The sequence below is a fragment of the Pantoea sp. PvP021 genome, assembly GCF_054056055.1.
Window position 1 is genome coordinate 310841 of sequence record NZ_JBSRXX010000001.1, and the last position, 19328, is coordinate 330168.

General features: G+C 52.7%; 25 protein-coding genes, 1 tRNA gene and 1 pseudogene. 10 read left to right on the forward strand and 17 right to left on the reverse strand.

The features are described 5' to 3' along the window. Positions 1–33 precede the first annotated feature (33 nt). Positions 34–414 carry a YidB family protein gene (locus ACVKSX_RS01265; RefSeq protein ID WP_010247730.1) on the reverse strand — a complete coding sequence of 127 codons (381 nt, stop codon included), beginning with the start codon at positions 412–414 and terminating at the stop codon, positions 34–36. Between the two features lie 26 nt (positions 415–440). Continuing rightward, complete coding sequence (locus tag ACVKSX_RS01270) at positions 441–701, reverse strand: GlsB/YeaQ/YmgE family stress response membrane protein (RefSeq protein WP_033788422.1); 261 nt, start codon at positions 699–701, stop codon at positions 441–443. Positions 702–867: 166 nt separating this feature from the next. On the opposite strand from ACVKSX_RS01270, the pseudogene ACVKSX_RS01275 reads away from it, so the two are divergent. After that, a pseudogene (locus ACVKSX_RS01275) lies at positions 868–1116 on the forward strand (LysM peptidoglycan-binding domain-containing protein); the annotation flags it as partial. Positions 1117–1361: 245 nt separating this feature from the next. Here the strand turns inward: ACVKSX_RS01275 and ACVKSX_RS01280 are convergent. The 3 genes from ACVKSX_RS01280 to ACVKSX_RS01290 all read right to left on the reverse strand — a co-directional run bounded on the left by ACVKSX_RS01280 (position 1362) and on the right by ACVKSX_RS01290 (position 3173). Continuing rightward, a tRNA-Asn gene (locus ACVKSX_RS01280) sits at positions 1362–1437 on the reverse strand. Between the two features lie 103 nt (positions 1438–1540). Continuing rightward, a complete protein-coding gene (gene mtfA / locus ACVKSX_RS01285; RefSeq protein ID WP_320513450.1) occupies positions 1541–2317 on the reverse strand; it encodes a DgsA anti-repressor MtfA in 777 nt (258 codons plus the stop codon). 178 nt (positions 2318–2495) lie between these two features. Then, on the reverse strand, positions 2496–3173 hold the full coding sequence (locus ACVKSX_RS01290) for an ASCH domain-containing protein (protein WP_010247721.1): 678 nt from the start codon (positions 3171–3173) through the stop codon (positions 2496–2498). Positions 3174–3784: 611 nt separating this feature from the next. Here ACVKSX_RS01290 and ACVKSX_RS01295 point away from each other — a divergent pair. Then, entirely contained in the window at positions 3785–4489 is a 705-nt protein-coding gene (locus ACVKSX_RS01295; protein WP_010670862.1) for a phosphohydrolase, read from the forward strand. Positions 4490–4560: 71 nt separating this feature from the next. After that, a complete protein-coding gene (locus ACVKSX_RS01300) occupies positions 4561–4842 on the forward strand; it encodes an Arc family DNA-binding protein (protein WP_010247717.1) in 282 nt (93 codons plus the stop codon). A 356-nt stretch (positions 4843–5198) separates the two neighbouring features. On the opposite strand, the gene dcm is transcribed toward ACVKSX_RS01300, so the two are convergent. Beyond that, complete coding sequence (gene dcm / locus ACVKSX_RS01305) at positions 5199–6575, reverse strand: DNA (cytosine-5-)-methyltransferase (RefSeq protein WP_223563980.1); 1377 nt, start codon at positions 6573–6575, stop codon at positions 5199–5201. Between the two features lie 190 nt (positions 6576–6765). On the opposite strand from dcm, the gene ACVKSX_RS01310 reads away from it, so the two are divergent. From ACVKSX_RS01310 to ACVKSX_RS01330, 5 genes are all read left to right on the forward strand, one after another. Next, the gene (locus ACVKSX_RS01310) at positions 6766–7245 is read left to right on the forward strand and encodes a very short patch repair endonuclease (protein ID WP_354438232.1); all 480 of its coding nucleotides are present in this window, start codon (positions 6766–6768) and stop codon (positions 7243–7245) included. 52 nt (positions 7246–7297) lie between these two features. Then, positions 7298–7573: a hypothetical protein gene (locus tag ACVKSX_RS01315; protein ID WP_010247711.1), complete on the forward strand. Its 276-nt coding sequence runs from the start codon at positions 7298–7300 to the stop codon at positions 7571–7573. A 10-nt stretch (positions 7574–7583) separates the two neighbouring features. After that, positions 7584–8495: a DUF808 domain-containing protein gene (locus ACVKSX_RS01320; RefSeq protein ID WP_010247708.1), complete on the forward strand. Its 912-nt coding sequence runs from the start codon at positions 7584–7586 to the stop codon at positions 8493–8495. Positions 8496–8528: 33 nt separating this feature from the next. Next, positions 8529–8660 carry a hypothetical protein gene (locus tag ACVKSX_RS01325; protein WP_003854444.1) on the forward strand — a complete coding sequence of 44 codons (132 nt, stop codon included), beginning with the start codon at positions 8529–8531 and terminating at the stop codon, positions 8658–8660. Positions 8661–8851: 191 nt separating this feature from the next. After that, the gene (locus tag ACVKSX_RS01330; protein ID WP_010247703.1) at positions 8852–9031 is read left to right on the forward strand and encodes a YodC family protein; all 180 of its coding nucleotides are present in this window, start codon (positions 8852–8854) and stop codon (positions 9029–9031) included. Positions 9032–9116: 85 nt separating this feature from the next. Here ACVKSX_RS01330 and ACVKSX_RS01335 read toward each other — a convergent pair whose 3' ends face one another. From ACVKSX_RS01335 to ACVKSX_RS01345, 3 genes are all read right to left on the reverse strand, one after another. Continuing rightward, positions 9117–10337: a glycosyltransferase family protein gene (locus tag ACVKSX_RS01335; protein WP_010247700.1), complete on the reverse strand. Its 1221-nt coding sequence runs from the start codon at positions 10335–10337 to the stop codon at positions 9117–9119. Between the two features lie 30 nt (positions 10338–10367). Further along, on the reverse strand, positions 10368–11159 hold the full coding sequence (locus tag ACVKSX_RS01340; protein ID WP_022625472.1) for a mannosyl-3-phosphoglycerate phosphatase-related protein: 792 nt from the start codon (positions 11157–11159) through the stop codon (positions 10368–10370). A gap of 352 nt (positions 11160–11511) precedes the next feature. Continuing rightward, positions 11512–11745, reverse strand: a complete 234-nt coding sequence (locus tag ACVKSX_RS01345) for a DUF2525 domain-containing protein (RefSeq protein WP_010247694.1) — start codon at positions 11743–11745, stop codon at positions 11512–11514. Between the two features lie 316 nt (positions 11746–12061). On the opposite strand from ACVKSX_RS01345, the gene ACVKSX_RS01350 reads away from it, so the two are divergent. Together ACVKSX_RS01350 and dsrB are read left to right on the forward strand one after the other, a co-directional pair. After that, positions 12062–12220 carry a YqaE/Pmp3 family membrane protein gene (locus tag ACVKSX_RS01350; protein ID WP_010247691.1) on the forward strand — a complete coding sequence of 53 codons (159 nt, stop codon included), beginning with the start codon at positions 12062–12064 and terminating at the stop codon, positions 12218–12220. A 62-nt stretch (positions 12221–12282) separates the two neighbouring features. Next, a complete protein-coding gene (gene dsrB / locus ACVKSX_RS01355; RefSeq protein ID WP_010670857.1) occupies positions 12283–12477 on the forward strand; it encodes a protein DsrB in 195 nt (64 codons plus the stop codon). 108 nt (positions 12478–12585) lie between these two features. Here the strand turns inward: dsrB and ACVKSX_RS01360 are convergent, their stop codons facing one another. The 8 genes from ACVKSX_RS01360 to fliM all read right to left on the reverse strand — a co-directional run bounded on the left by ACVKSX_RS01360 (position 12586) and on the right by fliM (position 19327). Continuing rightward, positions 12586–14292, reverse strand: coding sequence for a methyl-accepting chemotaxis protein (locus ACVKSX_RS01360; RefSeq protein WP_354438236.1), 1707 nt, complete (start codon positions 14290–14292; stop codon positions 12586–12588). Between the two features lie 141 nt (positions 14293–14433). Beyond that, positions 14434–15069: a transcriptional regulator RcsA gene (gene rcsA / locus ACVKSX_RS01365; protein WP_010247685.1), complete on the reverse strand. Its 636-nt coding sequence runs from the start codon at positions 15067–15069 to the stop codon at positions 14434–14436. Positions 15070–15697: 628 nt separating this feature from the next. Beyond that, positions 15698–16483 carry a flagellar biosynthetic protein FliR gene (gene fliR, locus ACVKSX_RS01370; RefSeq protein WP_010247683.1) on the reverse strand — a complete coding sequence of 262 codons (786 nt, stop codon included), beginning with the start codon at positions 16481–16483 and terminating at the stop codon, positions 15698–15700. Continuing rightward, entirely contained in the window at positions 16483–16752 is a 270-nt protein-coding gene (fliQ, locus tag ACVKSX_RS01375) for a flagellar biosynthesis protein FliQ (protein WP_003854466.1), read from the reverse strand. Before fliQ ends, fliR begins: the two co-directional genes overlap by 1 nt. 26 nt (positions 16753–16778) lie before the next feature. Beyond that, positions 16779–17510 (reverse strand): flagellar type III secretion system pore protein FliP, encoded by a 732-nt coding sequence (fliP, locus tag ACVKSX_RS01380; RefSeq protein ID WP_010247675.1) that lies wholly within the window; start codon positions 17508–17510, stop codon positions 16779–16781. Beyond that, positions 17510–17908, reverse strand: a complete 399-nt coding sequence (gene fliO, locus ACVKSX_RS01385; RefSeq protein WP_167430276.1) for a flagellar biosynthetic protein FliO — start codon at positions 17906–17908, stop codon at positions 17510–17512. The genes fliP and fliO overlap by 1 nt, the downstream gene beginning before the upstream one ends. 11 nt (positions 17909–17919) lie before the next feature. Next, positions 17920–18327 carry a flagellar motor switch protein FliN gene (gene fliN / locus ACVKSX_RS01390; RefSeq protein ID WP_337029783.1) on the reverse strand — a complete coding sequence of 136 codons (408 nt, stop codon included), beginning with the start codon at positions 18325–18327 and terminating at the stop codon, positions 17920–17922. Beyond that, positions 18320–19327 carry a flagellar motor switch protein FliM gene (gene fliM / locus ACVKSX_RS01395; RefSeq protein WP_003854473.1) on the reverse strand — a complete coding sequence of 336 codons (1008 nt, stop codon included), beginning with the start codon at positions 19325–19327 and terminating at the stop codon, positions 18320–18322. The genes fliN and fliM overlap by 8 nt, the downstream gene beginning before the upstream one ends. Position 19328 lies beyond the last annotated feature (1 nt).

Here is a 19328-nt window from a genome sequence, read left to right on the forward strand (position 1 = left end):
GCAGCAGGCTTTTATCTTTCACTAGCATCATGCTTAGTGCATTAACTGACTCACCAGTCCGGTAAGATCAGCCTTTTTATCCACGACGCCCGCCGTTGACGCTTTATCCACCAGCTGCGGCAGATATTTCGCCAGCAGATTCAGTGCATCGCTGGTGTTGATGCCCATCCGCGCAGCCAGTTGCTCAATCGCCTCAGAGTTAATCATCTTCTGCACCAGGTCGCTGCTCAGCGCAACATTCTGCTCATCACCCAGCCAGGAGTTAACCACCTCACTGTACTCGCCGCTCTGCAGGTGACTCACGATGGTATGTAAACCGCCTTGCTGCTCAACCCACTCCAGCACACCTTTCACTTCCTGGCTGGTCTGATTATTCAGGCCGCACATGGCCAGTACTGTTTCCAGTAAACTCATTCTGTTATCCCCTTTGACGTAATCTATTAAGACTGTTTACACGCTCTGATTTTATGAATGACAAACAGCGCAATAATTGAACCCACGGTGGCAATGCCAATGCTGTAAATATTGAAGCCATCGACCTTGCCAAAACCCAGAGCGGTACTGACGACACCGCCAATCAGCGCACCGATAATACCCAGAATAATGGTCATGAAAATGCCCATATGTTCTTTACCTGGCATAATACATCTGGCGATAATGCCGGCAAGTAATCCGAATACAACCCATGACAATATACCCATCATTAATATCCTCTGTTTTTATATTAATTACAGCAACGTTTAGCAGTGGTTTAACCCATGAATTAAAAGCAGGTGTATCGTACGCCGAGCAGTATTTGCCTGGCAATCCTGTTTTCTTTATCAAACTAAACGTATCAGAAACGATAGGGGAGTAAATATGAGCATTCTGGATAATATTAAAAATATAGGCGATGAGTTGTTACATGCTGTGGATAAAAATGTTGAAGATAAGTCTGTCACCACCGCAGAGAGTAATCGTACATATACGGTTAAATCAGGCGACACGCTCAGCGCCATCGCAAAGCAGTTTTACAATGATGCATCCCAATACATGAAAATCTTTGAGGCGAATAAAAACCTTCTCAGCAGCCCGGATAAAATTGCACCGGGTCAGGTACTGACCATTCCTGATTAATAATTCGTCAATAGTATGAGCCAGCTGGCGCAAATATTGCCCGGCTGGTTTTTTATTTAAAGCCAGCTTCTCATTACACCATGACAGGGTTGCGCCAGACAGCCTGCGTTGATTCAGACTTAACGGTGGTCTCGGTAATAGCAGCCGCAGACGAGCTGAGATGAACAGTCAGACAGGAATAGAATACTGGGATCGCTGAAAAGCAAAAAACCCGCTCAGGTTTCCCTGAGCGGGTTTTTCTAATCTGGCTCCTCTGACTGGACTCGAACCAGTGACATACGGATTAACAGTCCGCCGTTCTACCGACTGAACTACAGAGGAATCGTGTGAACGAGGCGAATATTAACGGCGTCGCTCTAAGGTGTCAACAGCAAAAAATACATTATCATTCAACTGGCTAGCTTTAACGCAAAGCGATCGTGATTTAAGCAGTTTGCGCAGTGTCAGCGGCGATTCTGGGCAGGGGATCCTGCTGGTAAAACTGGCGCAGATGCTGATACATGGCGGGAAAGCGTTCGGCCAGCAGAACCGGAGCCGTAAAGAAATATTCAGAGAGCACGGCAAAGCACTCAGCGGGATCGCTGGCGGCGTAGGGATCGATCGTGGCGGCCTGTTCACCCACCAGTTCAACTTCACTCTCTATCTCCGCCATCGCGGCACGCAAGTCCTTCTCCCAAAGGGCGACGTCACGCAGCGACATGACCGGAATACCGCTGGTGTAACCGCTGCCGCGGGCATCCAGCTTGTGCGCAACTTCGTGGATCACCAGATTAAAGCCGGAGAGATCGAACGAGTCCTGAATATCGAGCCAGTTGAGGACGACCGGCCCCTGCGTCCAGCTCTGTCCGGCGTGAACCGCAGGCGCGCTGTGAACCAGCCCATCGTCATCCTGCCACTGATCGTCGACCTCGAACGGCTCGGGATAGATCAGGACATCGTGGAAACCGTCCAGCCACTCCAGACCCAGTTTCAGCACCGGCAGGCAGAACAGCAGGGCGATCCGCACACTGCGCAGTTCATCCAGCTGAACACCGTCGAGCTGCACCAGCTTTTTCTGCTGCAGAAAGCGCTGCGCCAGCTCAACCAGCGCCTGCTGTTCAGCCTCATCCAGCTGGCTGAATATCGGCTGCGCCAGCCCATGCTGCCATGGCAGCGCGGCCAGGGTGGCGTCGTTATGCGTTTTCCAGGGCCATTTAAACATCGCAACTCCCGCACAGAACCGGACTATTTCGCTATCCTGACGCGCCAGACATAAAAATGCCAGCATCGAAACACCATGCTGGCACTGTTCATCTGGCGACAGGGCTAAGGGCCGTCTATTCAACCTGTTAGCACGGTCGTTGTCTGTGATTCAGCCCGCAAAGCGTGGGGCCGGGGCGTCAGTTGCGCTCAATACGATGAAACTCAATTACCCACACCCAGGGATTCACTTCCCAGCTGGTCGCACCATACTGTTTTTCCCAGGCTTTGCGGTACGCCTCTTTGGGCGATTCAGAATTGACGTTCATGGTGAAGAAGTTGTTGAGGAAGTGCGAATCGGTCTGCACACCTTCCGCCATAATGTCATCTTCACTGATGTCCTGAATTTTCTCGGCGCGCACGCCGGTAATTTCCAGATTGATGCGGCTGGCCCAGCGCGGCATATGAATGGCGGTTTGCCAGCCAAACTGTTCCGCTTCCGGCGTGCTCAGTGCATGCTGGCCGAGCTCGTTGCTGTCTGCACGATACTGGCAATATTCTGGCTGGCGGAAGGGCGTCGGGTCGCGTTCATAATCGGCCAGATACTGCTCGGGTACCATCGGGCCACGCCAGGTTTCACGCACCCAGAGCACGTCACCCGGTTTACCGTAAGGACACTGATAGCTGATGTCCGTCATCGACATCATTTTATAACCATGCAGATGATTAGCACTCACATCGAAAGCGTGTACGCCCTCGTGATGATCCTGTCCCGGACCGAAAGCCTGAGTTTTCATAATGCGCCGGGTTTGCGTTTGCTGGCCAACCAACAGGGCACGAACACGCTGTTCGGAAAAAAGAATCGGCCGTTCTTTCATGGATTACCTCTTTTTATTAGTAGAACCCGGTTACTGCTGTAAAAGTCCATTTGCTTCACATCTGAGAGTTATCATAAAAGCTTTAAATCATTTTGCTTAATAATTTGTAGGCTGACTGTCACTGTATAATTGTCACTTTAGTAGTTAAAAACCAGCAAAATGCAAAAAGCGCACCAAAGCTTATCACGCAACTGGCAAAAAGCGACGAATAGCCCGGATACAGTACGTTATAACCGTAAAAATAGGAACCTTTTCAGACTTTTTCACCTGTCATAACGTGCAGTTTTACACTTAATCGCGTGACAAAAAAACGCTGAGCATGAGGCAGGAAGTTGGTTAAGATCGAACCAAACATTACGCCTGTTAAACTAATTTTCTTAGCAGCAATTCACTGAGGAAAGACTGAAAACAGCCGAAATTGCGGTTATTGTGTAACAGAGATGCTATACAGATGATCCAGATCTCATTTTTCTGCCCGGAATCGCTGGCAGCGCTGCTCTTTTCAACTGCACTGTAAAAAAAGTGTCATTAGCCAGTCGCTATGATGGCTTGCCGTTTGCGCACTGATCGCGACAGAAAAACTGCTGTCGATCACTACAGGGAGATAGATTATGTCACTTACACTCTGGCAATCTCGCTATGAAAGCTGGTTTCAGGCGAACTGGATCCACGACGACGGCGCGCACGATATCGCCCATCTGCGGCGTGTATGGATGAGCGCACAGCGAATCATGAACGGCACGCCCGCTGATCCGCTGGTGGTGCTGACCGCCTGCTATTTTCACGATGTGGTGAATCTGCCGAAGAACCATCCGGAACGTCATCTCGCCTCTACCTATGCCGCGACGGAAACCCAGCGCATTCTGCAGCAGGACTTTCTCGATTTCCCGGCTGAAAAGATTGATGCCGTGATGCATGCCGTTAAAACCCACAGTTTCAGCGCCGGCATACCGCCTCAGACGCTGGAAGCTAAAATTGTACAGGATGCTGATCGGCTGGAGTCGCTGGGCGCGATCGGGCTGGCGCGGGTCTTCTACACCGCCGGTGCGCTGAATCGGCCGTTGTTCGACAGCCAGGATCCGCTGGGTAAAGATCGCGAGCTGAATGATGTTAAGTGGACGCTGGATCATTTCCAGAAGAAGTTGTTGCGTCTGCCGGAAACTATGCACACTGAAACCGGCCGCATGCTGGCTGAGCATAACGCCGATTTCCTGGTACGCTATATGGCTAAGCTTTATGCCGAGCTGCAGGGCAATCTGGTGGGAATGGATGAGGGTGTGCTGCGGGACTTCACACCTTTACAAACCGAATATTAAATTTTTGTGACAGTATGTTAATCGAAACGGTCATCCGGTAGCTTGTAGCAATAACAAAAAGGAGCTGCCCGATGACTGAAACTGTTAATTTAACAATTAAAATTGATCCTGAGCTGAAAGAAACGATTAAACAGCTGGCGCTGGAAAATCAGATTTCGATGAGCCAGGAGATTGTGCAACGTTTGCAGGCCAGTCTGGAAACGCATCCACATCCGGCGATTGATAATCAGGACATCACTGAAGAGGGGACTGAGGGATCCAGTGCCGCTGACGTGAAGACCGATGCACTAAGTGCAACAGAGCTGAAGCAGATTCGGCTGCTGCTGAAGAAGCAGAGCAAGAAGAAGAAATAAAACAGAAACCCGTCGCCAGACGGGTTTTTACTTTGGAGAAAGGCTGGACCTTTTCGCTGTGAGACTGTGCCTGCGAAGGGAACACGGTCAGATCGGAAAGACGCAAAAGCCGTCATCCATGACATGCTCGGCCCGCGCGATTACGCACCTCATCCCTGAGGTGCGCCCATATCTGGGCCAACGCTTTGCGTTGTTCAAAAACGCTCCCGGCGTTTTTGTCCCTGGCGCGGGACGCTTTCCTATTCTGACCGTGTTCCCTGCGAGTTAAGCTTATTTGTTGCTGTGAGACTCGCCTGATGTGAGTTCTTCATCAGCCTGAAACCCGTCGCCAGACGGGTTTTTTCATTTCACGGTGATTACGACTTCAGCTGACGAATATGTGGCAGTAACAGCTGAGCCACCGCTGCAAACACAGGCACTACCACCGAGTTACCAAACTGCTTATAAGCCTGGGTATCCGAAACCGGAATGCGGAACGGCTCGCGGCCTGGCACATCAAAGCCCATCAGGCGGGCGCACTCGCGCGGGGAAAGGCGGCGTGGCCGACGCGCCATGTTATCGGCATCCTGAAACTCCGCTTCGCCCAGCGCACTGTCCCAGCCGCGATCGATCAGGATCTCTGAGCCATCTTTGTAGTAACGCGCTGACAGCGTACGCACGCAGCAGTCAGGATTACGCGGATCGTTGAGGCCAAAGCCAAAGCCATTGCCTTTGGCTTTATGTTTTTTCGCATACTGATAGAGGTAGCGCCACAGGACCGGTGACAGGATATATTTGTCGTCCGGCGCACTCTCCAGCAGGCTCTGCAGGCTGGGTACCTGCGCCGGGTAGAAACGGCGGATATCGCGCAGCGTAAAATCCTGCTTTTTCAGGTCACGGCGAATACCCACCAGCACAATGCGTTCGCGATGCTGCGGCAGGAAGTGACGCGCATCGATCACTTTGGCATCCGGGCTGCTGGCACCCGCATCCGCAACGTCATACCCCAGTTCATCCAGCGTCTCCATGATAATGGCGAAGGTGCGGCCCTTGTCGTGACTCTTGAGGTTTTTCACATTCTCCAGCACAAAGAACGGCGGCTTCTTGGCAGCCAGGATACGGGCCACATCGAAAAACAGCGTGCCCTGTACCTGACACTCAAAGCCATGTGCACGACCCAGCGCATTTTTCTTGCTGACGCCCGCCAGCGAAAAGGGCTGACAGGGAAAACCGGCCAGCAGCACCTGATGATCGGGGATTGCCGCATCAATCGCGCGGTATATCGCTTCATCGTCAGTCAGACCTTCCGGCTGGGTGACCTGACGGATATCGGTATTGAAGTGATGCTCCAGCGGATCGCTGTAGTGGTTGGCTTTGTAAGTGCGGACCGCCTCTTTATTCCATTCACTGGTGAATACGCATTTGCCGCCGATCGCCTCGAACCCCTTACGAATGCCGCCAATACCGGCAAAGAGATCGATAAAACGAAATTCGGGATTATCATAATGGGCGGGTCGGGTCGGCAGCAGCCCTTGTAACAGCGACAGTTCCGCCTCACATAACGGTGGCAGGGCGGTTTTACCCTGACGAATCCGGTTCAGGAGTGCCGGCGTCCAGCAGGAAAATCCTGACTGCTGCAGGCGGGACGTGAGATCACGAACCGAATAGATTGCCAGCACCTGCTGAAAGAGTTCAGACGCATCAGCAGATGAAAGTGCAGCAGAGAGTGGTTCAGCGAGGGCGGCGGGATGCATGCGTTTTTCCTTAACAGTAAGGTGCCTATGCTATCACTCCAGACGCTGTGAGGAAATTGCCTGGATGTGCCCTGTGTCAGCCCCCCGGAATGTTCTGTTTTTGCGGCACACTGTGTGAAGTCGTCGGGCGGCGGCTTTCGCTTTTCGTGGCGCAGGCTAAAGTTGAAGTACCAGCAAAAAAGGAGAGGTTATGGCTGATGTTCACTCCAGCGAAATACGCAGCAAAAATATGCGTGCCATTCGCGCTCAGGATACGGCCATTGAGCAACGTATTGCGCTGCTGCTGAAAGATAGGGAGTTCAGCTTTCGCGTGCAGGATAAAAACCTGCCGGGACGGCCCGATTTCGTTCTGACAGAACATCAGGCAATTATTTTTGTTCATGGCTGCTTCTGGCATCGTCATCACTGCTATCTGTTTAAACTGCCGGCGACGCGCACAGAATTCTGGACCGGCAAAATCAACAGCAACGTTGAACGTGACCGGCGTTATGTGCGCCAGCTGCAGGAGAGCGGCTGGAAAGTGCTGATCATCTGGGAGTGTGCGCTACGTGGCAAACTGCGCCTGACGGATCAGGACCTGCTGGAACGGCTGGAGGAGTGGCTGCTGGCGATGCCGGAGAGTGCCGAAGTCGACCATCAGGGCATTCATCATTACAACGCCGATTGCTAATCACAGACATAATTGGTTAGATCTGCGCTTTCTCCGTGGCCAGGAGCCTGAAATGAGCAGCATAAAACTGACGGTAAAACGCCTTTACCAGATTCGTGACGAGCGGATGGTGAATACCAAAGCGACCGCGCGGGTTTACTGCGGTGACAGGCTTGTCGCCACGGAGGAGATCACCGGCATGACCGAAAGCCCGGTCAGCAAATATCTGCATGCTGAAGGAGCAGCAGGCGAGACGGTGCGGGTAGAGTGGGATTGTGAGGGCATCGCCGAGATGACCGTTACGGAAATTGAGCGCTGCCCATGTTGTCAACATAACGAACCAGACTAAGGATAAGATTTTGGCGGGAACCAGTTTACTGACTTTACTTGATGATATTGCAACACTTCTGGACGATATTTCCGTCATGGGGAAAGTGGCGGCGAAAAAAACCGCTGGCGTACTGGGCGACGATTTGTCGCTGAATGCTCAGCAGGTCAGCGGCGTGAAAGCCAACCGTGAGCTGCCGGTAGTATGGGGCGTTGCCAAAGGATCGTTTCTTAACAAACTGATCCTGGTGCCACTGGCGCTGATTATCTCCGCGTTTGCGCCCTGGCTGATTACGCCGCTGCTGATGATTGGCGGTGCCTATCTCTGCTACGAAGGCGTGGAGAAGGTGATGCACAGTTTGCAGCATGACAAGCAGAGCAAATCACCGGAAGCGCGTCAGCAGCGACTCGATTCGCTGGCGAATCAGAATGCGGCAGAGTTTGAGAAGAAGAAGATCAAAGGCGCGGTGCGCACCGATTTCATTCTGTCAGCCGAAATTGTCGCGATTACCTTAGGCATCGTGTCGGAATCGCCGCTGCTCAACCAGGTGATTATCCTGGCAGGCATCGCTATTCTGGTTACGGTGGGCGTTTACGGCATCGTGGCGGCCATCGTCAAAATTGATGACTTCGGATTCTGGTTGCGTGAGAAACCGTCTCGCCTTGCGCAGGGGTTGGGTAGCGTGCTGCTGGCTGCCGCGCCCTGGCTGATGAAGATCCTCTCGGTGGTCGGTACCATCGCCATGTTCCTGGTCGGCGGCGGTATTGTGGTGCACGGCATCGCACCGCTGCATCATCTCATCGAGGAAGTCAGCAGTGGCTTCAGCGGCTGGATCGCTATGCTGCTCAGCAACGGCGCCAACCTGGTGCTCGGCTTTATCATTGGGTCGATCGTGCTGTTAGTGGTCAACCTTATTGCCAGAGTGCGCGGAAAATCGGTATAAAGCGCACTGTGATTTACGGTCAGGAGAATGACGATGAACGACGACATGTTTGAATTTGATATCGACGCACAACTGGAGCAGGCTGAAGCGAAAGCAGAGAAAAAAGCCAGCGAAGTGCCGGATGATCTCGGCGACGAAGCCGATTGCGAAGGCTGTAAAATCTGACGTCAGCGTCAATACTTCATCAAAGCGGATAAGTTTTTTTATCCGCTTTTTTTATTTTCCGCATATCCAGCTGATTAATTCCGAATTTGCCCTTTTTTTGCGTGCCTTAACAGGCAGGAACGTTATTCGCCTGCTATAAAGAAAATAATCACTCAGGTTAATAACACTCAGGTTAATAAAAGGAGCGCATCATGGTTTTCGCAATCAGTGAAGAAGTACAGCATAAGGAAGAGGGGCAGACGATGGTGGTGACCGGCTACGCGAGTGGCATGGTGGAGTGCCGCTGGTATGATGGCTATGCCGTGCGCAGCGAAGCCTTTCGCAGCGATGAACTCTGCGCTTTGAATCCCGCGCAGCAACTGGCGGGCTGACAGCATCAGGCCTGTGGGTTCTGCGACCCGCCAGGCCCGGTTTCTGCTTTTTCTGGCCCGGCACACTCCCTGTGCCGCCCTGTTTTCAGACGTTACCGTCGTTATCTTCTTCAACCGCCTGATAGATCCGCTGCAGCACATCCGGGAAGGCTGACTGGACGCGACTCCAGCTCGGTATAAACGGCTTATCGTTAGGACGCTCAATAAACGCCTGACCCGCTTCCAGAATCGACTGGGTAAACATCTCTACCGCTGCCTCTTCCACATGCTGATCAAACTTCAGCCCGTTCATAGCCGCCTCGTGGTTATAGGTCTCCATCATATCCAGCGCATTACGATAATAGGTCGCTTTCAGCACCCGGAACGAGTCGCTGGTCAGCGGCACACCCATGGTGGCGAGCTTACGCAGCAGTGACTGGACGATATCGCTGCTCATGCGCTTCAGGCCGCCGGTGCCGTCATCTTCAGCCAGCGGCTGATGCTTGTGATCGTAGTTATCGGCGATCTCAACCTGGCACGACTGGCGGGTGGTGTAGTTACGATAAATCTCCGACAGCACGCCAATCTCCAGCCCCCAGTCGCCGGGGATTTTAATCCCGTTCAGCACATGCGTCCGCATGGCGAACTCCCCGGAGAGCGGATAGCGGAAGCTCGACAGATATTCCAGATATTCTGAATGGCCATAAACTTTCTGCAGCGATCGCAGCAGCGGACCCACCAGCAGACGTCCCACGCGGCCATTAAGCTTGCCGTCCGCGACGCGCGCATAGAACCCCTTACAGAACTCATACTGAAACGCCGGGTTCGCCACCGGGTAGAGCAGGCGTGCCAGCATTCCGCGCTCATAGGTGACGATATCGCAGTCATGCAGTGCCACACAGCTGGTACGGTCTGACGCCAGCGTATAGCCGGTGCAGAACCAGACGTTGCGCCCTTTGCCGGGATTAGTGGGTGACAGACCCTCTTTATCCAGTTCGGCATCAATCGCCTTCAGACGCGGGCCATCGTTCCACAGAATGCGATGCCGTTGCGGCAGACGGGAGAAAAACTCGCGGGCAAACAGGAACTGGTCACGGTCAGCGCGATCCAGCCCAATCACAATTTCATCCAGATAGGGCACTTTAGCCAGCTCATCGACAATTTTCGTCAGCGCCGGGCCTTCAAGTTCGGAAAACAGCGATGGCAGGATCAGCCCCATTTTGCGTTTGCGGGCAAAGCGTACCATCTCTTTTTCCAGCGACTCCACGCTACGGTGGGTGAGGTTGTGAAAGTTGGTGATTACGCCATTCTGATAAAAGTCACTCATCGCATCATCCTTTTAATGCCCGTGGGCAGCTTATTGAGGTTGAGTCAAAAAATAGTCAAGTCCTTCACGCCAGCCCTCTGGGCCATGGTGAGCCGTGTGATAGATCTGCTGCTGATCGGAGCGGCTGAGTGTCACCGGTGTTTTACTGTAGCCCTTAATCACGACCGCATAATCAACCGCATCCAGCATCGGCGCATCGTTAGGGCCGTCACCCAGTCCGATGGTCACGCGTGCCTCACCGGGTGAATGCGCCAGCAGCCAGCGCAGGGCTTCGCCTTTGCCGCTGCCCGCAGGCATCACATGCCAGAAACGCCCGCCCTGAGTCAGCGCCAGGCCCTCTGCACGCAGTGCGTCATGGAACTGGTCAAACGCCTCGTCACTGTCGCGCCAGACAATCACTTCTGACGCATCGCGCTGACGCGACAGTTCTGCATCCGCCTCGCTCAGGCCGGTCATCGAGGCCACTTCCGGATCAGAGAAGTCATGGAAGCCGGTAAAACGGTACGCTGTTTTCAAGGCAGCCAGCCGCTGGCAGATAGCGTCATAGGTCAGCGTGTTATCAGGCAGGCGGATCCGCTGCTGATCGTGCGTTTGCACCACGGCACCGTTTTCAGCAATAAACGGTGAACCGCTGATGCCAAGCCTTTTTTGCAGCGGAATAATCTCGGCTGCGGTTTTACTGGAACAGATGACCAGCGGAACAGCGTACTGCCTGAGCGTGGTGAGCCATTCGGTGGCCGCATCCCAGCGATAGGTATGATGGTCGAGTAACGAACCATCCAGATCGGTAATTATCATTAACGGCTGGTGGAGATCGGGCATTTACAGGCTCCTTTCATCACGTTCGCGGCTAAAGCGGCGATTTTTCAATATTATAGTTGAATATGGCTCACACTTTTTTTCCTGCTACGCTGGCTGGAAATCCAGGATAATTCTTAAAACGAAACCGCAGTAAAAGTGGGTATGCAAGAAGTGTGCAGGGCTAAGTGACTGGCGGGCGCGGTGTTTTTGGTAACAGTCGCTCCATAATTACCCGATCGGTTGCAGAAACGTGCATATCTGATGCTTGTTTCGGCGTCCGGAAAGGGTAATCTGCAGAGGTGTTAAGAATTCCCTGGTGTAACGAATTGATTTTTTACCCGGCCTTCCCGCCGGGTTTTTTTTGAAATCGATTTCAGCGGTTCGCTTCATAGGCGCGATAATCACAAATATCAATTTCAAACGCCTCCGCCAGTTCGCTATAGGAGTGGAAAACCCGGCCTTCTACTTCCAGCCGTGGCGTCTGATCCTGCTCCATATACTCCCGTACCTCTCCCGACGTTCTGGCCTGAATCGCCGCCAGTAAACCTTCGACATCAATCTGCAGATCGGATGGCTGAGCATCGCCGTGCTGTTTTTCGTCTGTCATTTTCTGACTCCTGAGAGCAAACAGAGTAATCAGTATAGAACGCAGGGCAGAAAGGCGGGAGCGGAGAGATCGCAGGCAAAAAAAAGCCCGCGCTGCGCGGGCAAAATCCTTGTTACTTTCAGGTTGGCTGCACCTATGGGGGTGATGCAGTGAGAGGAGTTTAAAGGTCTGACGCGTAAGAAGTCTTGCGGTGAAATGTTAAGAAATTGCAAAAGTTTCTCCTTACTCAGATTTACCTGACTTTTCGACTAAACAGAGCAGATTCAGCTATAGTTGATAATAAAGCTGATTTTTATCAATACCTAAAGGAATGGTTATGGACATCTTAAGAATTATTATCGCTATTCTGCTGCCACCACTGGGCGTGTTTATGCAGGTTGGTTTTGGTGGCGCCTTCTGGCTGAATATCCTGCTGACACTCTGTGGTTATATCCCCGGTATCATCCACGCCGTCTGGGTCATTGCCCGCCGCTAACGCGCTGCATCACCACGGTTCTTCGTTTAGACTGTACTCAGTCAATAATCTGGAGAACCGAAATGAAGGTAAATGACCGCGTCAGCGTCAAAACCGATGGCGGCCCGCGTCGTGTTGGCACCATTCTGGCTATGGAGCCGTTTAATGAAGGCACCATGTTCCTGGTGGCGCTGGAAGATTATCCGCTGGGCATCTGGTTTTTTAACGAGACGCACCAGCCGGATGGCATTTTCGTCGAGCCTTACCACGAAGCCTGAGCCTGACGCGCAATAAAAAAGCCGCCTTTCCGTTTGCCGGAAAGGCGGCTTTTTGCTGTCGGAGATTACGCGGCTGACATCAGCCGCTGACGGTTAACCGGTATGACCTCAGAAGGTTTCCCAGTTATCGCTGCCGCCTGCCAGCGCCGGACGGGGTGCCAGAGTCGGTGTCTTTACCGGTGAAGAGACGCGCGCAGCGACACCTGCGGTTGCAGGCGTGTCCTGCAGGCGGAATGCCGCGACCGCGTGCGTCAGTTTACCCGCCTGATCTTCCAGCGAGGCCGCTGCAGCGGAGGCTTCTTCCACCAGCGAGGCGTTCTGCTGGGTGACGTTATCCATTTCGGTGACCGCCTGGCTCACCTGCTGTATACCACGGCTCTGCTCGTCTGACGCCGCCGCGATCTCCGACATAATATCGGTAACGCGCCGTACGGCTTCGACAATCTCACCCATGGTGCTACCGGCTGCGCCGACCTGATGCGAACCGTCATTGATCAGCGTGACGGACTCAGCAATCAGCGATTCAATCTCTTTCGCCGCCTGCGCGCTGCGCTGGGCCAGATTACGCACTTCGCTGGCCACCACCGCAAAGCCCCGACCCTGCTCACCAGCACGCGCTGCTTCTACCGCCGCATTCAGCGCCAGGATGTTGGTCTGAAACGCAATACTGTTAATGACGTTGGTGATCTCAGCGATTTTTTTCGAGCTGCCGGAAATATTGGTCATGGTTTTCACGACGCTGTTCACCAGCTCGCCACCGCTGCGCGCTTTGCCCGAGGCATCCGCGGCCAGCTGGCTGGCGTGATGCGCATTCTCGGCGTTCTGCTTCACCGTAGCGGTAAGCTGTTCCATGCTGGCTGCGGTCTGCTCCAGTGCCGCAGCCTGCTGCTCGGTGCGTGAAGAGAGATCGGTGTTACCGGCTGAGATTTCGCTGGAGCCCTGGTAAATCGCGACGGCGCCTTCACGCACCGTACCAACGGTGGTCACCAGCGCCTGCTGCATCAGTTGCAGGTTATGGATGAGCGTACCAATCTCGCTCCGGCCATGGGGCAGGGGAGCGGAGGTCAGATCACCCTGCGCAATGCGTTCGATACGCAGCACCGACTGACGCAGCGGATTAATCACCACGCGGCGCAGGAAGACAAAGGTCAACAGCACCAGCACCAGGGCGGCACTGAATGCCACGGCCATGGAGATAAAGCCGATGCGCGACTGTTGATCGGCCTGGGCGGTAATGGCATTGGCGCGATCAGTTCGGATCTTGATCGCCTTCAGCAACACCGCGTTATAGTCGTCATCCAGCTTGCGGGTGACATCGGTCTCCTGAGCAATGATGCCCTCAAAGCTGCCCTGTTTACCGGATTCAATCATCGGTATCAGGCCTTTGGTAATGTAATCGTTGAAGCGAGCCTGCAGCGTGGCATCCAGTTCCATATCAGCGGGCGTCTTTACTTCACGTGCCTGATAAATCGCGAAGCCATCTTTTGCCTGCTGGATCCGTTTTTCGGCGGCGGCAATATTGGCGCGAAACTCGTCCATTTCACCAATACGCGCGGCGGCACCGGCCTGAATAATGGTCAGGCGCGCAGTACGCAGGTGGTTTGAACTGTTAGAGAGGCCCATACGAACCTGAATTTCGTCCGTGGCATCATCGAGGGAGTGATTGCCGGAAATCAGAAAGTAACTGGCGACACCAATACAGAGTGCGAACAGCAGCAAAATGCCGCCGAAGATCAGGCTAAACAGCGGCACCAGGCGGAGATTCTGCCAGATGCCTGCGCTTTTCTGTCCATTATTATCTCGTGCAGTGTTCATATCCTTGCTCTCTTGAGGCTGTTGTTATAAGGCATAACATCGGCAAAAGAGCGTAAAGGCTTAGCGGTAAGAGTGAGACCTGGATCGCAATTCCGGGCAAAAAAAAACCGGCCAGAGAGGCCGGTTCTTCAGATGTTATGATCAGCGGATATTAACGTAAATACCTGAAGTCACATTATCCGTTAAACGCACCACATGATAAATAACCTGCTTATTATGGGTTTTGATTTTGCGTTTAATATTACCTTTGTGTGACGATACCGTTTTGGCCTTAATTTGCATTTTATCTGAGATCTGGATGGTATCATGACCTGACATCCACATCTTCAGCATGTTTGACTCAGTCTGGCTCAGCGTTAATGGATGTACATCCATGCCCGAAGAGATACGCGCAGACTGGTTAAGCTTCTTCTGCAAATAGGTGCTGAGTAAGGAATCCAGGGTCGATGTCTTCATCGATTTTGATGTAATAATCAGGTTCTTACGAACGTAGAGATATTCCTCAAAATGGATATTGCTAATCGCCATGAATATAAAGAACAGCGTATCAGGATGCTGCGTAATAATGCTGCGGATACGTTCACTGGAATCGGATTCATGAATGAAACAATCTTCATTAATAAAGACGACACCAGGGTTTAATTGCTCACATTTTTGCTGTAGTTGCTCAATATCGGAGACAGAAGAGATATTCTTCTTCTTAACTCCTTTTAAAGACATGTAGTCTGATAATCCCAGGCGTGTGTAGTTGCAGGAATCCATAATAATAGTTGGCATAATAGCGACCCTCACCAATTTGTTATCCGTTTAAATCAACGATGAATACGCGTTGCGGTACGAGAGAGATTTCTTAGGTACTTTTTTATTCTGCTCGTGCAGTTTGGCAACAGGCAACCGCCCGTAAAAGTCTTCATCCCTGACCCGTTCTGCAAAAAATTTGTGCTGCCATGACGTCACACATTCTCCGGCCATGGCGGGGAGTGCCAGTGAAATGTCGGAGGTTAAGTAAGACTCATTTTTTTGGGAGCCAGGTCACTATCCTTGAAAACGCGGAGTTTTCTGATAGGACAATTCTCAAAAACATTTGTTTTACGAAAGTGTGATGTCTCAGCGTGCGTTGACAATGCCGGAAAAAACATTTTTTAACAAGAAAAATCACTTAAAGATTTTTTTCTTGTAAATTCAGTGTCTTGTCGATTTTGCCTGCACATTCACAGTCTGACCGCTCCTGTGAACCACCCCACTAAAATACGCGAAGCCCGGTTTAATAAGAATTATTTTCAGACTCTCCGCACGTTTATCAGAATTTCCTTAGTTGCATTCTGGAAAACATGGTTCGGAAAATGCACGGATGGTTTTGCGATACTTAAGTATCGTTATGCAAAGATAGTTAGAAACTTAATGTTCAGGGACGGGATAGTTCTGTCAGGAACACGGCGAGTAAATCAAATACTTCACCGAACAAATGCTCACAGAACGGGGCTAGCAGAGGCATCAGCAAGCTGATGGTTAAAATTCCGACTGATAAGGTAATCGGGAAGCCAATTGCGAAGATTGATAACTGTGGTGAAACACGGTTTAACAAACCCAGTACCAGATTTACCATGAGTAACAAAACGATTAAGGGCAGCGCTAACATCATGCCATTAAGGAAAATTAATCCGCCAGATTTCACCAGCGCCATAAACGCATTGGCATTTAGCGGCTGACCGCCAATCGGCAGCGTATGAAAACTGTCCGCCAGCAGCGAGATCAGCCACAGGTGTCCGTTAAAGGTCAGGAACAGCAACATCGCCAGCATGTCGAGAAAACGGGCCAGCACCGGCATGTTAAGACGGCTGCCAGGATCGAAAAAGGTGGCGAACGAGATGCCCATCTGTAAACCAATCACTTCCCCGGCAAGGCGCACGGCAGCAAAAGCGAACTGCATGGTGAAGCCGAGTGCAATACCAATCAGCATCTGCTGAATCAGTAGCAGGAAGCCTTCAGGGGAAAACAGGGTGACATTGACCGCAGGTAACAGCGGCATCAGCAGCCAGGTGATCATTACCGCCAGACCGATTTTGACACGTTTGCTGACGGATCGTTCATTGAGGATCGGTGCGGTGGCGAATAGCGCCATGATGCGCACCAGAGGCCAGAAGAACTGGCTGACCCATTGAACCAGCTGGCTGCTGTCGAGAGTAATCATCAGCCGATGATGTAAGGCAGGTTGGTAAAGACGGTGCGGATATAGTCCAGTAGCAGATTCAGCATCCACGGGCCGGCAATGATACCGGTGGTGGCAACCGCCAGAATCTTAGGAATAAAGGATAAGGTCTGTTCGTTGACCTGGGTCGCGGCCTGGATCAGGCTGATCAGCAAACCGCTGACCAGTGCGGCCAGCAGCAGCGGGGCGGCCAGCATCAGGGCGACGCGCATCGCTTCCTGTCCCATTACCATTACTGATTCGGGTGTCATGTGTTGCTCCGGTAAGAAAAGGGGGATCAGGAGTAGAAGCTTTGCGCCAGTGAACCGACCAGCAGTTGCCAGCCATCGACCAGAACAAACAGCATCAGTTTAAACGGCAGCGCGATGGACGCTGGCGGGACCATCATCATCCCCAGCGCCATCAGCACGCTGGCAACCACCAGGTCGATGATCAGGAACGGGATAAAGACGGTAAAGCCAATCTGGAAAGCCGTCTTCAGCTCGCTGGTAACATAGGCGGGCAGCAGAATACGCATTGGCACCGCTTCAGGACCGGCAATCGGGGCGGTATTCGCCAGACGGGCAAACAGGGCTAAATCCGCTTCACGGGTCTGACGCAGCATAAACTCGCGCAGCGGCTGGGCACCTTTATCAATCGCCACTTCCATGCTGATCTTGTCCTGGCTGAACGGCAGGTAAGCATCCTGATAAATCTTGTCGAAGGTCGGCGCCATAATAAAGAAGGTCAGAAACAGCGACAGTCCGAGCAGCACCTGGTTAGGCGGCGCAGAGGGCGTGCCCAGGGCGTTACGCAGTAAACCAAACACAATGATGATACGGGTGAAGCTGGTCATCATCAGCAGCACGGCCGGAATAAAGGTCAGCGCAGTGATAAAGACCAGCGTCTGTACCGGCAGTGACCAGCTCTGACCGCCATTCGGCAGCGAGTGACTCACCAGACCCGGCAGCTGGGCATGGGCAACCGGTGCCAGTAACAACAGTGGCAATAAAGGAAGCAGTCGACGCATCATTGTGGTTTTCCGGGACGTTTAACCAGGTTCTGTAACAGCTGACGAAAATCCTGTGGCGCACTGTTAACCGGCGTCACAGAGACCGGTTCACCCGGCGGCAAAGTATGCAGATGGGTAATCTGCTGTGCGGTGACGCCCAGCACCAGACGCGCATCAGCGGTATCGACAATCACCACCCGCTCGCGCTGGCCCACTGAGACGCTGGCTGTGAGTTTAAGCTCCTGGCCGCTGACCTTTTTCGGCGCGAAGCCGACACGGCGTGCCAGCCAGGCGCAGGCCAGAATCAATAAGATAATCACGGCTAACACGCTGCTGACCTGGGCCAGCATGGAGCCGGTCGAGATCGCCTGAGCGTGCGGTGCAACCGGTTGCAGCGTTTGATTCTGGCTATTCATAATGTGACTCTTCAGCGACTCAGACGACGCATACGTTCAGATGGGGTGATGATGTCAGTGATGCGCACGCCATATTTGTCGTTCACCACCACGACTTCACCCTGAGCAATCAGATAACCGTTGATCAGGATATCCAGCGGCTCACCCGCCAGGCCATCCAGTGACACCACTGAACCCTGCGCCAGACGCAGCAGCTCTTTGATGGTCATTTTGGTGCGACCCAGTTCCACGGTGAGTTTCACCGGGATATCCATAATCAGATCGATATCCTGCAGCGATCCAGCGACGTTGCCGCTGTCGAATGATTTAAAGACTTCGTCGGTCTGCGGCGCACTGCCGCTGCCGACCTGCTCATTCATCGCTTCAGCCCACAGATCGTCCGCAGAGATATCGTCAGACGGTTTATTACTGTCAGTCATGGGGCTGTTCCTCGTTCAGCGAATTCAAAATCGGGTTAATCAGGTGTTCGACACGGAGCGCGTACTGACCATTCATCGTGCCATATTGGCTGGTTAAGACCGGGACGCTATCGACATGGGCGATAATGCGTTCCGGCTTCTCAATCGGCAGCACATCACCGGGTTTCAACTGCAAAATCCGTGACAGACGCAGTGAGGTTTCGGCAAAGTGCGCGATCAGTTCCAGCTCAGAGTGCTGCACCTGTTTGACCAGGTTGTCGCGCCAGTGGTTATCTTCCTGACGTGAGTTTTCGAGCGGTGGATTCACCAGCAGCTCGCGCAGCGGTTCAATCATTGAAAACGGGATACAGATATTAAACTCACCCACCAGGTTACCAATCTCCACCTGGAACGGCGTGTTAACCACGATGTCGTTCGGTGAAGTGGTGATGTTGGTGAACTTTACCTGCATCTCTGAACGTACATACTCAACGTCCAGTGGATAAATGGCCTTCCATGCGTCGCTGTAACCATCCAGCGCCAGCTTCAGCATGCGGCGAATAACGCGCTGCTCGGTATGGGTAAACTCACGGCCTTCGACTTTAGTCGGAAAACGTCCGTCGCCACCAAACAGGTTGTCGACAGCGATAAACACCAGGCTCGGTGAGAACACTACCAGCGCGGTGCCGCGCAGCGGCTTCAGGTGGATCAGGTTCAGGTTGGTTGGCACCGGCAGATTGCGGGCAAACTCGTGATACGGCTGAATCTTGATCGCCCCGACGCTGATATCCGGGCTACGGCGCAGCAGGTTAAACAGCGCCATACGGAAACTACGGGCAAAACGCTCATTAATAATCTCCAGCGCCTGCAAACGCTCGCGAACCACACGGCGCTGGGTGTTCGGATCGTAAGGACGAATATCGCCTTCCGGTCCGTTTTGTTTCTTTTCTTCTTCCGCACTGCCGCTGTCGCCGTTTAAAAGGGCGTCAATTTCAGCCTGGGAGAGAATGCTATCGCCCATT

Excerpts from the sequence above, each read along its gene's own strand:
- rcsA (WP_010247685.1), bottom strand. The coding sequence starts at position 15,069 with ATGCCAACTATTATTATGGATTCCTGCAACTACACACGCCTGGGATTA.
- ACVKSX_RS01290 (WP_010247721.1), bottom strand. The coding sequence starts at position 3,173 with ATGAAAGAACGGCCGATTCTTTTTTCCGAACAGCGTGTTCGTGCCCTG.
- ACVKSX_RS01360 (WP_354438236.1), bottom strand. The coding sequence starts at position 14,292 with ATGAACACTGCACGAGATAATAATGGACAGAAAAGCGCAGGCATCTGG.
- ACVKSX_RS01265 (WP_010247730.1), bottom strand. The coding sequence starts at position 414 with ATGAGTTTACTGGAAACAGTACTGGCCATGTGCGGCCTGAATAATCAG.
- ACVKSX_RS01340 (WP_022625472.1), bottom strand. The coding sequence starts at position 11,159 with ATGCCCGATCTCCACCAGCCGTTAATGATAATTACCGATCTGGATGGT.
- fliR (WP_010247683.1), bottom strand. The coding sequence starts at position 16,483 with ATGATTACTCTCGACAGCAGCCAGCTGGTTCAATGGGTCAGCCAGTTC.
- fliP (WP_010247675.1), bottom strand. The coding sequence starts at position 17,510 with ATGCGTCGACTGCTTCCTTTATTGCCACTGTTGTTACTGGCACCGGTT.
- ACVKSX_RS01350 (WP_010247691.1), top strand. The coding sequence starts at position 12,062 with ATGGACATCTTAAGAATTATTATCGCTATTCTGCTGCCACCACTGGGC.
- ACVKSX_RS01335 (WP_010247700.1), bottom strand. The coding sequence starts at position 10,337 with ATGAGTGACTTTTATCAGAATGGCGTAATCACCAACTTTCACAACCTC.
- ACVKSX_RS01300 (WP_010247717.1), top strand. The coding sequence starts at position 4,561 with ATGACTGAAACTGTTAATTTAACAATTAAAATTGATCCTGAGCTGAAA.
- fliN (WP_337029783.1), bottom strand. The coding sequence starts at position 18,327 with ATGACTGACAGTAATAAACCGTCTGACGATATCTCTGCGGACGATCTG.
- dsrB (WP_010670857.1), top strand. The coding sequence starts at position 12,283 with ATGAAGGTAAATGACCGCGTCAGCGTCAAAACCGATGGCGGCCCGCGT.
- fliO (WP_167430276.1), bottom strand. The coding sequence starts at position 17,908 with ATGAATAGCCAGAATCAAACGCTGCAACCGGTTGCACCGCACGCTCAG.
- ACVKSX_RS01310 (WP_354438232.1), top strand. The coding sequence starts at position 6,766 with ATGGCTGATGTTCACTCCAGCGAAATACGCAGCAAAAATATGCGTGCC.
- fliM (WP_003854473.1), bottom strand. The coding sequence starts at position 19,327 with ATGGGCGATAGCATTCTCTCCCAGGCTGAAATTGACGCCCTTTTAAAC.
- ACVKSX_RS01325 (WP_003854444.1), top strand. The coding sequence starts at position 8,529 with ATGAACGACGACATGTTTGAATTTGATATCGACGCACAACTGGAGCAG.
- ACVKSX_RS01295 (WP_010670862.1), top strand. The coding sequence starts at position 3,785 with ATGTCACTTACACTCTGGCAATCTCGCTATGAAAGCTGGTTTCAGGCG.
- mtfA (WP_320513450.1), bottom strand. The coding sequence starts at position 2,317 with ATGTTTAAATGGCCCTGGAAAACGCATAACGACGCCACCCTGGCCGCG.
- ACVKSX_RS01315 (WP_010247711.1), top strand. The coding sequence starts at position 7,298 with ATGAGCAGCATAAAACTGACGGTAAAACGCCTTTACCAGATTCGTGAC.
- dcm (WP_223563980.1), bottom strand. The coding sequence starts at position 6,575 with ATGCATCCCGCCGCCCTCGCTGAACCACTCTCTGCTGCACTTTCATCT.
- ACVKSX_RS01330 (WP_010247703.1), top strand. The coding sequence starts at position 8,852 with ATGGTTTTCGCAATCAGTGAAGAAGTACAGCATAAGGAAGAGGGGCAG.
- fliQ (WP_003854466.1), bottom strand. The coding sequence starts at position 16,752 with ATGACACCCGAATCAGTAATGGTAATGGGACAGGAAGCGATGCGCGTC.
- ACVKSX_RS01345 (WP_010247694.1), bottom strand. The coding sequence starts at position 11,745 with ATGACAGACGAAAAACAGCACGGCGATGCTCAGCCATCCGATCTGCAG.
- ACVKSX_RS01270 (WP_033788422.1), bottom strand. The coding sequence starts at position 701 with ATGGGTATATTGTCATGGGTTGTATTCGGATTACTTGCCGGCATTATC.